Origin of the sequence: Streptomyces sp. NPDC013157, from assembly GCF_042899865.1 — a bacterium.
In the GTDB taxonomy this organism is placed as follows: Bacteria; Actinomycetota; Actinomycetes; order Streptomycetales; family Streptomycetaceae; genus Streptomyces.
In genome coordinates this window covers 427,363-441,327 of record NZ_JBIBAK010000008.1, presented here as the reverse complement: position 1 = coordinate 441,327, position 13,965 = coordinate 427,363, and the positions used below count along the sequence as shown (strand labels likewise).

The 13,965-nt window shown below is 69.8% G+C and carries 11 protein-coding genes and 1 pseudogene; 9 read left to right on the top strand and 3 right to left on the bottom strand.

Features of this window, described 5'->3' with window-relative positions; all coding sequences use genetic code 11:
* The first annotated feature begins 224 nt into the window (after positions 1 to 224).
* The 4 genes from ACFY6U_RS25565 (at position 225) to ACFY6U_RS25550 (ending at position 4,413) form a co-directional block, all read left to right on the top strand.
* Positions 225 to 1,334 (top strand): MFS transporter, encoded by a 1,110-nt coding sequence (locus tag ACFY6U_RS25565; RefSeq protein ID WP_390041750.1) that lies wholly within the window; start codon positions 225 to 227, stop codon positions 1,332 to 1,334.
* Positions 1,335 to 1,517: 183 nt separating this feature from the next.
* The gene (locus ACFY6U_RS25560) at positions 1,518 to 2,432 is read left to right on the top strand and encodes a PDR/VanB family oxidoreductase (RefSeq protein WP_390041748.1); all 915 of its coding nucleotides are present in this window, start codon (positions 1,518 to 1,520) and stop codon (positions 2,430 to 2,432) included.
* 88 nt (positions 2,433 to 2,520) lie between these two features.
* On the top strand, positions 2,521 to 2,736 hold the full coding sequence (locus ACFY6U_RS25555) for a hypothetical protein (RefSeq protein ID WP_390041747.1): 216 nt from the start codon (positions 2,521 to 2,523) through the stop codon (positions 2,734 to 2,736).
* 72 nt (positions 2,737 to 2,808) lie between these two features.
* Positions 2,809 to 4,413: an MDR family MFS transporter gene (locus tag ACFY6U_RS25550; protein WP_390041745.1), complete on the top strand. Its 1,605-nt coding sequence runs from the start codon at positions 2,809 to 2,811 to the stop codon at positions 4,411 to 4,413.
* 569 nt (positions 4,414 to 4,982) lie between these two features.
* Here ACFY6U_RS25550 and ACFY6U_RS25545 read toward each other — a convergent pair.
* Positions 4,983 to 5,072 (bottom strand): annotated as a pseudogene (locus tag ACFY6U_RS25545) (histidine kinase); the annotation flags it as partial.
* Between the two features lie 501 nt (positions 5,073 to 5,573).
* On the opposite strand from ACFY6U_RS25545, the gene ACFY6U_RS25540 reads away from it, so the two are divergent.
* From ACFY6U_RS25540 to ACFY6U_RS25520, 5 genes are all read left to right on the top strand, one after another.
* Positions 5,574 to 6,068: a VOC family protein gene (locus ACFY6U_RS25540; protein ID WP_390041743.1), complete on the top strand. Its 495-nt coding sequence runs from the start codon at positions 5,574 to 5,576 to the stop codon at positions 6,066 to 6,068.
* Between the two features lie 47 nt (positions 6,069 to 6,115).
* Complete coding sequence (locus ACFY6U_RS25535) at positions 6,116 to 7,900, top strand: bifunctional 3-(3-hydroxy-phenyl)propionate/3-hydroxycinnamic acid hydroxylase (RefSeq protein ID WP_390041741.1); 1,785 nt, start codon at positions 6,116 to 6,118, stop codon at positions 7,898 to 7,900.
* Positions 7,897 to 8,739, top strand: coding sequence for a fumarylacetoacetate hydrolase family protein (locus ACFY6U_RS25530; protein ID WP_390041739.1), 843 nt, complete (start codon positions 7,897 to 7,899; stop codon positions 8,737 to 8,739). Before ACFY6U_RS25535 ends, ACFY6U_RS25530 begins: the two co-directional genes overlap by 4 nt.
* Positions 8,740 to 8,774: 35 nt before the next feature.
* Positions 8,775 to 9,569 (top strand): IclR family transcriptional regulator, encoded by a 795-nt coding sequence (locus ACFY6U_RS25525; RefSeq protein ID WP_390041737.1) that lies wholly within the window; start codon positions 8,775 to 8,777, stop codon positions 9,567 to 9,569.
* Between the two features lie 489 nt (positions 9,570 to 10,058).
* Positions 10,059 to 10,595, top strand: coding sequence for an IclR family transcriptional regulator (locus ACFY6U_RS25520; RefSeq protein ID WP_390041735.1), 537 nt, complete (start codon positions 10,059 to 10,061; stop codon positions 10,593 to 10,595).
* A gap of 496 nt (positions 10,596 to 11,091) precedes the next feature.
* On the opposite strand, the gene ACFY6U_RS25515 is transcribed toward ACFY6U_RS25520, so the two are convergent.
* Both ACFY6U_RS25515 and ACFY6U_RS25510 read right to left on the bottom strand, forming a co-directional pair.
* Complete coding sequence (locus ACFY6U_RS25515) at positions 11,092 to 11,883, bottom strand: hypothetical protein (RefSeq protein WP_390041797.1); 792 nt, start codon at positions 11,881 to 11,883, stop codon at positions 11,092 to 11,094.
* 618 nt (positions 11,884 to 12,501) lie between these two features.
* On the bottom strand, positions 12,502 to 13,851 hold the full coding sequence (locus ACFY6U_RS25510; protein ID WP_390041733.1) for a ferric reductase-like transmembrane domain-containing protein: 1,350 nt from the start codon (positions 13,849 to 13,851) through the stop codon (positions 12,502 to 12,504).
* Positions 13,852 to 13,965 lie beyond the last annotated feature (114 nt).

The window sequence follows — 13,965 nt, the reverse complement described above, 5'->3', positions numbered from 1 at the left end:
CGGCGGATCCGCTGGCCGGCGGGGTGCCCCCGCCGGCCAGCGCATGCCCGCGCTCGGATCATTCAGCAATTGGCCCGCAGATCCGGCGGCACCGAAAGTCCTGCGCCCGGGGCTTTCCCCAGCATGCGGCAGGACACCTCCGGCCGCGAGACACCTCTTCACCGTGGCCGCTGGGCCGTGCCGTTACCGGTCCTTGTCTTTCGTTCGCCGTCTGGAGGTCTGGTATGTCGTCCGGCACCGTCACACCCCCGGTAAGCCGCGGTCTGGTACCGCTCGCAACGCTTCTCGTGACCACACAGAGTTACCAGATCGTCGTGTTCCCGAACTTTCTCCATTCCCTGCTCGCCGAGCCCGGCTGGCACCTTTCGCCGGGCGGAGCGGGTCTGGTCGGGAGCACGGTCTTCCTCGGGATCCTGGCAGGCGCTGTCGCGGCTGTGCCGCTGGCCCGCCTTCTCGGCCGCCGCCGGGCGACGCTCGCCTCGATCCTGTGGCTCACGAGCTGGTCCGGGGCCGGCGCGCTCGCCGCCGCCCCCTGGCAACTGGGGTTGCTCAGGATGATCGCGGGGATCGGCATGGGCGTCGCCTTTCCACTGATCCTCAGCTTCCTGCACGACGCCGCCGGCCGAGCCACACGCGCGCGCGGCGATGTCGCCGCCCGAGCCAAGGGCATGCTTCCGTTCGTGCTGGTCGGAATGCCGATCGCGGGGATCATCACGCAAAATGTCGCGGGCGCACTGCCGGTCCAGGACGGTTGGCGTCTCCTCACAGCCATGGGAGCGGGCCTGGGGATCGCTGCCCTTGCGCTGTCCGCGTTGCTGCTGCCGCGCGGCTCTGACACAGTCGGCCTGGCTCCCGATCAGGCAGGGCAACGCGAGCCCAGTCGGCGCTTCATCGTGGGGATGGGCATCGGCCTGCTCGCGGTGAACCTCATCGCCTGGTCGGGCCTTACCGGACTCCGCTCCGCGGACCTGCGCTTCAACACGGCGCTGAACGCGGGCGCGGTCGTGGCGCTGGTCGCCATATCGGGTGTGGCGATTCGCCGAAGAAAGCCACGCACCCCCCTGCGGCAGACCGTTTGCGCCACCTTGGTGTTCCTCCTGTTCAACCCCGCTACCGTCGTGGTGACCGTGGTCTCGGCAGCGTGCCTCCTCGCTGGGCAGAGCCTCGCTTTCGTCATGACGCTGGTCGGTGTGTGGATCGCCGACGGCTACTGCCGGGCTCTCGCGATCAGCGTGGCGCCACGTGTGCTGTATGCCCTCCCCCATCGCGCCGTCAAAGAGACCGGCGACACCGCACCGGTGCCTCAGCCGCTCGGCCCTGGTACACGCGAATGACGGCAACGTACGGCCCCGGGGGGGGCGCACCCCGTACGGCAAACCGTCGCACGTTCGGTACGGGCCACAGCTCTCCGCGACGCCGGGCGGCACTGTCCCCCGGTTCGCTCCGATTGTCCCGCGATCGGCAGGATGATTCAGCGTCCAGCCCTGCCGTCGACGTCCGCCAAGAGGATCCGCGTCATGACCGATCTGTTCGACCTCGTCGTGGCCGACCGCCGCCAAGAGGCATCCGACGTCGTATCTCTGACCCTGCGTTCCCCCGACGGCCGTCCGCTGGCCGCCTGGGAACCCGGCGCCCACATCGACCTGGTGCTCGCCGACGGGTTGGAGCGCCAGTACTCCCTCTGCGGCGGCGACACGTACTCATGGCGCATCGCTGTCCTGCGGGAGCCCGAAGGGCGGGGCGGATCCGAATTCGTCCATACGACCCTCCGGCCCGGAGCGCGGGTACGGGCCCGTGGCCCTCGCAACCACTTCCCCCTGGAGGTCGCGCCCGCTTACCGCTTCGTGGCCGGCGGCATCGGCATCACCCCGATTCTCCCCATGCTCGACGCCGCCTCCCCAGCGCCGTGGACGCTGCTCTACGGCGGGCGCTCCCGGAGCACCATGGCCTTCACCGAGGAACTGACGTCCCGTCATCCCTCCGGTCGCATACTCCTCCACGAGGGCCACCTCGACCTGCGCGGTCACCTCGCAGACCTGCGCCCGGGCGAGCTCGTCTACGCCTGCGGCCCCGCTTCTCTGCTTGAGGCGGTCGAGTCCCTCGTCCCCATGGAGTCGCTCCGCACGGAGCGCTTCACGCCGCGCGTGTCGGACGATGCCGCCGACGCCGGCTTCGAGGTCGAACTCGCCCAGTCCGGCCGGATCTTGACCGTCTCGACGGGCGAGTCGATCCTGACGGCTCTGCTGGCCGCCGGCGTGGAGGTCCCGTACTCCTGCACCGAGGGCATCTGCGGCACCTGCGAAACCCGCATCCTCGCCGGCGGCGCAGACCACCGCGACAGCATCCTGACCCCACAGGAGCAAGCCACCAGCCAGACCCTGATGATCTGCGTCTCCCGGTCACGGACCCCGCGCCTCACCCTCGACCTTTAGGACAAGGCCGTGAGGTCACCGAACACGGTCGCGATCCGGGTGTCTGCGCCACATCGAGATACCTCGGCTCGGCCTGGGAACCGCCGGTATGGACGACCCCGCGGCACGCGGCTGTCTCGTGGCGGCACGCACGGGGCAGCGGCCGGAGGACGAAGCCCCGCGCCTGATCGCATCCCTGGCCATGACCGTCCTCAGGACCAGCATGGAGAGCTGGGTGGCCGAGGGCCCGAAGGACCGTGACGACAGCACGGTGCCGCACGGGGAGCGCCTGATGATCTTGCTCCGCACCCTCCTCGGCTCCTGAACCGGCGGGGCCCCTCGTCGGCTCGCCGCGCCCCGGCCGCCACCACGACATTCACCTCTCTGGAGTGACTCGATGACCGCCCCCTCCCCTCCTGCGCAGGTAGAGCAGCCTGGCCCCTCCACGCTGCCCCAGCGATTCGGCCTGTTGTTCGCCAGCCTGATGGTGACCATGCTGCTCTCCTCACTCGACCAGACGATCGTCTCCACCGCGCTGCCGACCGTCGTCGGTGAACTGCACGGTCTGGATCACATGGCGTGGGTCACCACCGCCTACATCATGGCCGCCACGATAGGCATGCCCGTGTACGGCCGTTTCGGGGATCTGATCGGCCGTAAAGCACTCCTCCTCAGCGGCATAGGCATCTTCATCGCCGGATCCGCCCTCGCCGGAGCCGCGACCAACATGACCATGCTGATCATCGGGCGGGCCATTCAGGGTCTGGGCGGCGGCGGGCTGATGATCACCTGTCAGGCGATCATCGCCGAACTCGTTCCGCCCCGGGACCGTGCGCGGTTCATGGCCCCGATGGGCGCCGTGTTCGGCGTCTCCGCCGTGGCCGGGCCGCTGCTCGGTGGCTGGTTCACCGACGCCGCCTCCTGGCGGTGGTGTTTCTGGATCAATCTGCCGGTGGGCGCCGCAGCCTTCGTCGTGTGCGCCTTCGCGCTGCGTACGCCTCGCAAGTCCGTCAAGGTGACCATCGACTACCTGGGCATCGCCTTGATGGCCGTTGCCGTCGCCTCCACGGTGCTGGTGGCTGACTGGGGCGGTAACGAGTACGGCTGGACGGACCCCTTGGTCCTCGGTCTGGCCGCCGGCGCAGTCCTCGCCTGGATTCTCTTCTTCATCTGGCAGCGCCGCGCCGCGGAGCCGATCGTCCCGCTGTGGCTGTTCCGCAGCCGGATCTTCAACATCGCCACGCTGATGGGCCTGATCGTGGTGGGCATCGGCATGTTCGTGGTCGTCGCCTATCTGCCCACCTACCTGCAGATGGTGTACGGCGTCTCCGCGACCGGGTCAGGGCTCCTGATGCTGCCCATGGTCATCGGCCTCATGGGCGCCGCCATCCTCTCGGGGCAGCTGATCACCCGGACCGGCCGCTACAGGATCTACCCCATCCTCGGTGCGCTGCTGGTGGCCATCACCGCCGTGCTGCTGTCCACCATGGACGTCGGCACTCCGGTGGCGGTGCTCTCCGGATACACCTTCCTGCTCGGCGCCGGCGTCGGCCTGGTCATGCAGAACCTGGTCCTGGCGGTGCAGAACGCCTTCCCCACCAGTGCGGTCGGCACGGCCACCTCCGCCAACAACTTCTTCCGCGAGATCGGCGCCACGATCGGCACGGCGGTCGTCGGAGCGGCCTTCTCCCAGCGACTCACCGACCAACTCGCCGCTCGAGTGTCGAGCAGTTCCGTCAGCGGTCTCAGCGACACCAACTCCCTCACTCCGGCGCTGGTGCACTCACTGCCGAAACGGCTCCAGGACTCCGTGATCGAGGCGTACCAGCACGCGTTGACCCCGATCTTCGGGTACGTGGCGGCCGTGTTGGCCATCGGCTTCCTGCTGGGCTTCCTCCTCCCGCAGAAGGAACTCGCCCGCACGAACGCGGACACGGGCGCCGACCCTTCAGCTGTCCAGCAGCAGGCGCAGGACGGCGACATAGCAGCCCCCCGCATCTGACGCTTCGCCGGTCCGCAGGCCGGTCGTGGGGGCCCCCCGGGGGGGGGGGGGCCCCCCCCGCCCCCCCCCGGGCCCCCCCCGCCCCCCCCCCCGGGGGGGCCCCCCCCCGGGGGGGGCGGCCCCCCCCCACCCGCCGCCCCCCCCCCCCCCCCCCCCCCCCCACCCCCCCCCCCCCCCCCCCCCGCCGGGGGGGGGGGGGGCGGGGGGGGGCCCCCCCCCGGGGGGGGGGGGCCCCACGACCGGCCTGCGCCTGTTTCCCGTCGGCAGCCCGGACCGGGCTTGGCCACGGTGGTGTTCGAACGCTTCTGCCGGCCGGAGCCGCGCTCCCGTCCCGCCGCGCCCGACCCAGTTCGGGAGCGAGGCCAGTTGGTGTGCGGGGACTCCGCCCTTGCGTTCAGCGGGCCCGGGCCCAGGACTCCGGCCCGTGGAGAGGGGTACGGACAGCCGCGCTCCGGGAACTGATCGGGCGGGCTTCGCCGGTGGGCGTCCGGAGCACCGCCTCCGGCGCCTGGCACGGACGGCATCGAAGCGACCCGGGCGATCACCGCGGATCCTGACCCGTTCGAGGCCTCACCCACGTGGACGCCGAGTCCTGCCTGCGCGTTGATCAGAGTGAGTTCGTGGGCGACTACGTCGTGCAACTCGCGTGCTATGCACATCCGTTCGGCCGCCACCCGGCGAGCGGCCTCTTCCTCGCGGGTCCGTTCGGCGCGTTCGGCCCGCTCCTCCAACGCCCGGACGTAGGCGCGACGGTTGCGGACCGCGTCACCGACTGCGGTGGCCAGCCCGATCCAACCCACGGCACCCACCTTCTGCGGTCCCAGCACCGGCCCCGGCTGGAAGAGAAGTGCTGCCACGACCGTGCTGGCGGCGACCAGGGCGGCGGAGATCCACGCCGCCCGCCGTCCCATGCGCAGCGCCAGACCTGGTCGCAGCGTAGGCACCGGTACATCGATCGCTCGTCGCCTGAACGTGGCATTGACCACTACCACGTTCGCAGTAGGTGAGGGACGCGCATGAGGAGTGCCCTCGGTGCCGGCGGCCGGTCGCTGCACCACCGCTACTCACGCCGCGCGCCTGCGGGCGCGGTTGACGTCTATACCACCCCTTGCCTATTGTCCCATAAAACAAAACTACGATCCTGAAAAAGGAGACACGCTATGGCGATCACCGGTCTCGGCCACACCGGTTTCTGGGTTCACGACCTCGACGCGATGCGCGACTTCTACACGAGGGTCCTTGGCCTGACGGTGACCGACGAGGACGAGGAGCTGGGCATCGTCTTCCTCTCCTCCTGCCCGGAGGAGGAGCACCACGAGTTCGTCCTGCAGCGTGGCCGGACCGCCCACGACGGCGCCAAGCTCACGCATCAGGTGTCGTGGCGCGTGGACTCCCTGGAGTCGATCATCGAGTTCCACCACCGGTTCCGCTCTGAGGGCATCGAGGTCCAGCAGGAAGTCACCCACGGCAACGCGATCGGCATCTACTTCTTCGACCCCGAGGGCAACCGCAACGAGGTGTACCTGCGGGTGGAGCGCGATGTGCGGCAGCCGTTCCGCAAGTCCCTCAACCTCGACCAGGATCCCGCCGAGGTGATGGCCGACGTGGAGCGGCTGCTGGCGGAAGGCGGCCCCGCATACCAGCCGGTCCAGTAGCCCCCAGCGCCCCGCACACGCCGCCGACCGATGGAGCCCTCCTGCCCATGAGCAACCCACAGACACCACATCCGGAACCGCGGCGAAGACTGCCCTCCACCGCCCCGCTGGAAGCCGACGTACTCGTGGTCGGCGCCGGTCCGACGGGGCTCACGGCCGCCCATTTGCTCGGCTCGCTCGGCGTACGCGTCCTGCTGGTCGAGCGCAATCCGACCACCAGCGACGACGCCAAGGCGATCAGCCTGGACGACGAGTCGCTGCGCACGCTGCAGACGGCCGGCATCGACGGGGCGGTCTACCCGATCATCGTGCCCGGTACCGGAACCAAGTACTTCGGCGTCGGCGGACGGCCCCTCGTACACGCCCGCGGGCTCGGCGACCAGCGTTTCGGGCACCCGTTCAAGAACCCCTTCGCCCAGCCCGACCTCGAACGGGTGCTGCTCGAGGAGCTGCGCCGCCACTCCGACGTCGAAACCCGCTTCAGCACACGGCTGTTCTCGCTGGAACAGCACACCGACCGGGTACGGGTCGCAGTCGGACCGAGCGACAGTACGGAATGGGCCGAGCACTTCGACGTCTCGTACGTCCTCGGCTGCGACGGCGGACGCAGCACCGTCCGGGAACTGCTGTCCATCCCCATGCAGGGGCGCAGCTTTCCCGACGTGTGGCTGGTCGCCGACACGTCGGGGGACCCCCACGACCAGCGCTACGGCATGCACCTGGGCGACCCCGGCCGTCCCACGGTCATCGTGCCGGGACGCGACGGTCGGTGCCGCTACGAGTTCCTGCTGCACCCCGGAGAGGGCACGCCCGGCGCCCCCCCGTCGTTCGAACTGGTACGCGAACTGCTGCGGCCCTACCGCGAGATCACCCCCGACCAGATCGAACGGGCCGTAACGTACACCTTCCACGCCCTGCTGGCCGACCGGCTGCGCGACAAACGCTGCTTCCTCCTGGGCGACGCCGCACACATGATGCCGCCTTTCGCCGGCCAGGGCCTCAACTCCGGTGTCCGGGACGCGGCCAACCTCTGCTGGAAGATCGCCGACGTCCTGGCCGGACGAGCCTCAGACGCCCTGCTCGACACCTACGACGCCGAACGCCGCCCACACGCCCAGGCCGTGATCGACCTCTCCGTCCGGCTCGGCCGCATCGTCATGACCACCAGCCGCAGCCGGGCACGACTGCGAGACCTGCTGGTACGCACCGCCATGCACACCCCGCACGGACGCCGCTACCTCACCGAGATGCGCTACCGGCCGAACACCCGCGTACGGTCGGGCGCCATCGTCCCCCTGGACGGCCAGGCCAAGTCACCGGTGGGTACGGCACTTCCGCAGCCCCGCGTTCTGCACGGTCCCCACCTCCGGCTCACCCGGCTCGACGACGTACTCGGCCGCGGCTGGAGCCTGCTCGGCGTCGGCCTCACCGAAGCCGACTGGGACACCGCCACACACGCCGGTCTGCCCGCAGGCACACGGGTGGACATCGTCCTCGACGACCGCTCCCCCCGCGACCATCCCGGGCGCACCGCCGTAGCCGACGCCGACGGCCGACTCCAGACCTTCTTCGGCAGACTCACCGGGCGCTTCGTGCTGGTGCGCCCGGACCGGCTGATCGCGGCCGTGTTCCCGCCCGACCAAGCAGAGCGCGTCTCCCACAGCCTGCGTCGCTTCGCGCCCGGCCCAGAGCGCGATGTCTCCGCTCCCGCCGTGGAATGCCCGACAGAGACCAGCCAGAAGGACAGCAGACCTCCGGCCGCCCGGATCACGCGCTCCGTCACCGCCCCCGGCGCCAAGAGCGCTTCCACCGTTCAAGGAGGGCCCCGATGAGGCTCAGCACCATCCGCCTGCAGAACGAGCGCGGCACGGCCGCCGCCCGCCAGGAAGGAGACGAACTCGTTCTGTTGCCCTACACCGACGTCGGCGAACTGCTGTCGAGCGGCGACGACTGGGCGCAGCGCGCGACCGCCGAGGGAGCTGACCGCCTTCCGCTCGGGGCCGCCTCCCTCGCCCCCGTCGTCCCGCACCCGAACAAGATCGTGTGCCTGGGCCTCAACTACGCCACGCACATCAAGGAGATGGGCCGTCCGACCCCGGCCCACCCGACCCTGTTCGCCAAGTACGACGGCTCGCTCGTCGGCGCGTACGACGACGTCCACATGCCGCCGGTGAGCGATGACCTGGACTGGGAGGCGGAGCTGGGGGTGGTGATCGGGCGCCGCGCACGTCATGTGTCCAAGGACCGAGCGCTGGCGCACGTCGCCGGGTACACCGTCGTCAACGACGTCACCGTCCGGGACTGGCAGCACCGCACCCGCGAGTTCCTGTCCGGCAAGACCTTCGAGGCCACCACTCCGGTGGGACCCTCGCTCGTCACACCGGACGAACTGCCACCCGGCGCCTCCGGCCTGACGATCAGCTGCAGCGTGGACGGCCACACCATGCAGAAGTCCAACACCGTGGACCTGCTCTTCGACGTCGCCACGATCATCGCCTATGTCAGCACCATCATCACACTCCTGCCCGGCGACCTGATCGCCACGGGTACCCCAGGAGGTGTCGGTGCCGGCCGCGACCCGAAGGTCTACCTCCGCCCAGGGCAGGAACTCGTCACAGCCATCGAGGGGATCGGCGAACTCCGCAACACGGTCGTCAAGGACCAGTTGTGACTCCTGGCGCCCATGACAGCCCCAAGCCCGTTACGATGTCCCGTACGTCAGGAACAGCGTCCACCAGCCGCGAGCGCAACTCCACGGCGGACCGAGCCCTGGACATCCTGCTCATGTTCAGTGACACCCACCTCGTCGTTTCCGGCAGTGCCGTCGCCGAGCGGCTCGGCGTGGCGCGGTCGACCGCCTACCGGTATCTGCAGAGCCTCGTGAGCAACCGCTTCCTGGAGGAGGCACCGGGCGGAGGCTTCCGTCTCGGGCTGCGCGTCATGGAGATCGCCCGGCTCGCACGACGCAGCTACGGCCTATCGGAAGTCGCCCTCCCGGTGATGACAGCGCTTGCCGATGACGTACATGAGACGGTCCTGCTCACCAGGCGAACCGGAGAGCTGGTCGTGTGCGTCGACCGGGCCGAAGTATGGACGGGCGCCGTGCGCATCTCCTACGAGCGAGGCAGCACACTCCCCCTCAACGCCGGCGCGTCGGCACTCGTCCTGCTGGCATGGATCCCCCAGGAGGAGGCCCGGCGGCATCTTGAATCCGCAGATCTGCGCCGTTTCACCCCCGCCACCCTCACGAACGTCGCCACCCTCATGAAGCGACTGGACCACATCCGACGCGCCGGCTACTCGGTCACCCGGGGCGAACTCGACGCCGACGTGATGGGCATCGCCGCTCCCGTCCGCGACGAGCAGCAGCAGGTGGTGGCAGCGGTGAGCATCGCGGCCCTGGCCTCCCGGGTGTTCCCCGAAGCAGAGGCCGAGCTGGCCCGGAAGGTTCAGGTGACGGCACGGGAGATCAGCGACCGGCTGACTGCCGTCGCGGGCTGACACCGACGCCGGGGCCACCGGCTCCCCCGAACACCTGGCCGGGGGAGCCGGTGGCCCGGCCGTGTTGCCCTCGATCGAAGTGACCGCCGTGTCGGGGTGAATCGCCGCTCCTCCGCCGCATGGTGGCTCCCCCCTCGAGGCGGACGCCGGTGTGGTCAGCCCGCGCCGGACACCCTGACCGCGGTCGGCGGTCTCCGTGGCCGGTGTCTGTCCCGGTGACGGCCCCTCCACTCCCGGCCACGGAACCGCCGCGGTCAGCTCTGACGGAGGGCGGCGTCCAGCTCGGCGGCAGAAGCCCACGTTCCGTGGAAGCCCGGCGGCACCCAGTGGTTGAGCTTCATCCGCGCGACCGGAGCCGCGGTGAAGCGAACACCGGCTCGTTGAGCGACGTGAGCCCACTCAGGGACAACACCTCGGTGCCTTCGGTGGTGAAGTCGACCTTGGCCAAGCCGTCGGAGCGCCACTTGCCCTGGGCGAGGCCGGTGTGGAATGGCCGATGTTGTGCCGCAGGCCGGCGAGCTGGTCGTTGATCCGCGGGAACCCTCCGGACTTGAGGTCGGTGGCCGCACCACCGCGGCAGCTGAGCGGTTCGTCGCAGCCCTGGAAGGCGGTGGTACACGCCCACTCGCCTCACGGCTGGGCTGGGTTCGCACCGCTCACGCCACCGCGGGCGGCAAGGCCATGCTCGCCTTCTGCTCCCCGGCGGATCTGGCCCACCGGTGTCCCGGACGCAACCTGGCCCGGGTCACCGACCGTACGATCACCGACTGGAACAGCCTCACGCGCCAGTTGGAGACGGTCCGGGCCCGCGGCCGGGCCACATCCGGCGGCGAGAGCGACCGGGCGGTCAACGGGCTCGCCGCGCCGATCATGCCCCCGAGCGGTGAGTCGGTCGCATCGGTCAGCGTTGCAGCCTTCGCTCCCCGGCTGTCCACCAGATCGCAGATCCTGGAGGTCGTGGGCCCACTGGCGGACGCGGCCTCGCGCATCGAGCGGGAGCTTCGCGGCGGTCCCATCTCACCGTGAGCGGCACCCGCTCCCTCCGCGCCCGGCGATGGATGCGCCCTGAGACGGCCCGTTGCGAGGGTGAACCGCACCGTGGCCCGGTGCCGGCCACGGTGCGGGGCCGCGCTGTGTGCCGGTTGTCTCTGCAGCCGACTGAACGGAGGCATCTCCCGTGACTTCTGCTGGATGGCAGCGACGATCGGGGCACGGGTGTCGCTGTAGCGGCGCAGGGCGGCGGGGACTCCGTCGGCGTCGACACCGCGGAGGAACGCCCCGACATGGACGACTGGTCCGCCAGGACGAGTCGCTGCCCTGGGGCTCCGCTTTCTGCTCAGTGCGCAGGCGCCCGTGAAAGCACAGTGGCCGAAGCGGCCTTCGCCTGTTCACGTGGACAGGCTCCCCCGGGTCGTGCCGCCCGCACTGGTCCATGCGTTTCTCACCGAAAGCAGGGCCGTCCAGCGGCGACCGGTGGCTCCCGTCCATGGCTCTCAAAGGCGGATCGTGACCTGCCCGCACGTCAAGCGTTGATCACCTCTTCCAGGAAGGCCACCGCACGCTCGGAGGTGTCCGGCTCCAGCCAGCCGGTGACGTCGGCGCACACGGTGATCTCCGCCCCGGTCCCGGCCAGGACGAGCGGCAGGCTGTGCAGTACCGTGGACGGCAGACTGACCAGGCTCTCCGTCACGGGTCCGCGCAACAGCTCCAGTTCCAAAGGGAGTTCGGGGCGAACGATCTCCATCTCCGACTCTTCCGCAATCATGTGGAGTTTCTCCGGGGAGTCCCGGCGGTGGGCGTAGTAGCGCTCGGCGTTCCACTGGTGGGCCAGGGACGCGACTTCGTCGACGTACCGGGCCGGGTCGATCAGTCCCGTCTCCGCCAGTGACGTACCGATCATGTCGACGCCGGGGCGGACCTGAGGCGGGCCGAAGCGCTGCCGGGACCAGGAGTAGGTGTTGCTCGAGGCCACCCCGCCAGGTGGCAGGCGCAGGCCCGCCGTCAGGCAGGAGAACACCTCGAGGCGGCGCCCGCTGCCCGGCATCAGCCGGCGGCAGCCGCGGACCGCGGCGGCCGGGGCACGGCCTGCCGTGCTGTGCCAGCGGACCAGGGGGCGGCCGGCGAGGAGTTGCCGGGAGAGTTCCAGGGTCGCCGTGCCGTCGTCGACCAGGACGATGTCTCGGGCCCGCGACAACGGCAGCAACCGCTGAATGATCCCGGAGAACGCGTCACCGACGACGAGCCGCCCGGCTCCTGCGTGCCCGGGGCCCAGGCCCAAGTCGACCGGGGTGGCGAAGGCAGGATCCTCGCCCACCTGGGCATCCCGAAGGTCTATTCGTTCCACATGACCCTGTCGTACTCCCGCGACCCGTTCCGAATCCCAACAGACGACCTCGCCAGCGTGTCCTTACCAAGCGATCCTGCCGCGCGTATCCCCATCAGTGACCGAGTCGTCGCGAGGCACCGGGCGGCCAATCAGTAGAAGCCACTCCTACGGCATGAGCTTGACAGCCACACCCAGTGCCTCCGGGCCTCCCGATCCTACGAGTGACCGGAATCAACCCACCAACAACGTAGGGAACTTGAACTCGTGACGTCGGTCGCATGGAACGGGCAGGCTCAGCGCTTGTGGTTGGGGCTCCACTCGCAAGAGCCCGGGGTCCTCTCGATGACTTCGCTGGCCCCTGCTCCAGGCGCCCGCGATGCTCGGCGATCCAGTCTTCCTGGGGTCGGGTTCCCAGGGTTGTCGTAAGGCGGTCCGGGTCGCTGACCTGGATCGACAGCCAGCCGTCTTCGTGCACGTGGATGTCGAGGCTCAGGCCGCGGTCTCCGCCGATGCTCCCTGTGGACACAGCGCACTCTCGTCCCGGGTGGATGGGATCGGAGGAGGACCGTCCGGACTCGACGGTTGGCCCGGGCCGGCCGGCGGCTCTCATCGGAAGGCGAAGTGCTCGGCGTGCAGGTGGTGCCGGGGGACGCCCTTGCGGTGGAGGGCGCGAGTGAGGTTTTCGACCATGGAGGGGGGACCGCAGAGGAAGACGTGGGTGTCGGGGGTAATCGGTCCGGCCTGGGCTTGGATCCTGTCGGCGGTCAGGCGGCCGTCGCTGCGGCTGAACGTTGGGGGGAGCCGGAGCCCGGGGCGGTGTGCTGCGGTCGCGGTGAGTTCTGGGAGGAACGGCGCATCGTCGGCGGTAGGGGCACAGTAGAAGAGGTCGGTGCTGGGCAGCGTTTCACCGGGGTGGGTGAGCCAGCCGAGAAAGGGAGCGATGCCGATGCCCCCGGCGATCCAGATCTGGCGGGGTCCGCCGAGGGTGTGGTCGAACATGCCGTAGGGGCCCTTGAGAGTTGCGGGGGCTCCTTCGCGTATGTCCGCATAGAGCTTGCGTGTGTCGCGGCCCAGGGCGCGGATGGTGAGGCGTACCGAGCCGTCGGCCTGCGTTCCCGCGACGCTGAAGGGGTGTTCGTGCCAGCCGCCGACCCGCAAGTAGACGAACTGACCACCCGTCACGGGGAGCGCCCTCCTGCTGGTGGGCGTGAGGGTGAGGTCGAGGATGTCAGGTGTGGGCCGCTCGACGCGGTGGATGGTGTAGTCGGCCCGGGGCTCCCTGTGGCGCAGTACCAGTTCGTCGTAGGCGTAGGCGGCCATGCCGATGGTGGCCATGGTGACGTAGATCGCCTGGAGGGGTGTGGATCCGCCGATGATGAGGTCGAGGAACCAGCCGTGGAAGAGCGCCGACAGGAGCAGCAGGCCGGTGAGGCGGTGCAGGAACAGCCAGCGCTCATAGGGCAGCCGGATGATGCGGCCGACCTGCCCGAGTGAGATGACGACGAGCAGGAGCAGTCCGACGGCGGAGACGAGTCCGAGCAGGTGACCCATCCCCACCAACGCGGCCTGGTGATCGTAGCCGTATTGGCTCCCGTCGAAACCGGAGAGAACGTGCAGGAAGATGTGGGGGATGAGCAGGAGCTGGGACCATATGGCGTACTGCTTGTGCCGACGGTACATGCGGTCCAGGCCGCCGAACCATTGCTCCAGCCACTTGAGGCGGGTGGCCAGCACCAGGGTGCAGGACATCAGGTACGCGGACAGGACGCCGGCGAACTCGCCGACCAAATAGACGGTGCTGAGGCCCTCGGGCCTGAGCCAGTCCCAGGCCAGGGAGAGCGTCACAGCTCCGGCCGCGATGGCCAGAGGTCCGACACGGCGTTTCTTCAGGCGAGTGTCCAGGGGAGCACGCGCGATGTGGACGGCGAATATCGCTATCGCGATCAGAAGAGGCATTGGCTGACTCTCGGGTGGTTGGCGGTGCGGACCAAGGAGCGTTGGAGTAAGTCCGGGCGAGGGCCCGGCGGATCATCCGGTCGCGACCTGAGCGCGTGTTTGGGTCCAGGCGGC

Bases quoted from the DNA above. Each gene is read 5' to 3' on its own strand.
- ACFY6U_RS25565 (WP_390041750.1), top strand. From the start codon at position 225: ATGTCGTCCGGCACCGTCACACCCCCGGTAAGCCGCGGTCTGGTACCG.
- ACFY6U_RS25560 (WP_390041748.1), top strand. From the start codon at position 1,518: ATGACCGATCTGTTCGACCTCGTCGTGGCCGACCGCCGCCAAGAGGCA.
- ACFY6U_RS25555 (WP_390041747.1), top strand. From the start codon at position 2,521: ATGGACGACCCCGCGGCACGCGGCTGTCTCGTGGCGGCACGCACGGGG.
- ACFY6U_RS25550 (WP_390041745.1), top strand. From the start codon at position 2,809: ATGACCGCCCCCTCCCCTCCTGCGCAGGTAGAGCAGCCTGGCCCCTCC.
- ACFY6U_RS25540 (WP_390041743.1), top strand. From the start codon at position 5,574: ATGGCGATCACCGGTCTCGGCCACACCGGTTTCTGGGTTCACGACCTC.
- ACFY6U_RS25535 (WP_390041741.1), top strand. From the start codon at position 6,116: ATGAGCAACCCACAGACACCACATCCGGAACCGCGGCGAAGACTGCCC.
- ACFY6U_RS25530 (WP_390041739.1), top strand. From the start codon at position 7,897: ATGAGGCTCAGCACCATCCGCCTGCAGAACGAGCGCGGCACGGCCGCC.
- ACFY6U_RS25525 (WP_390041737.1), top strand. From the start codon at position 8,775: ATGTCCCGTACGTCAGGAACAGCGTCCACCAGCCGCGAGCGCAACTCC.
- ACFY6U_RS25520 (WP_390041735.1), top strand. From the start codon at position 10,059: ATGGCCGATGTTGTGCCGCAGGCCGGCGAGCTGGTCGTTGATCCGCGG.
- ACFY6U_RS25510 (WP_390041733.1), bottom strand. From the start codon at position 13,851: ATGCCTCTTCTGATCGCGATAGCGATATTCGCCGTCCACATCGCGCGT.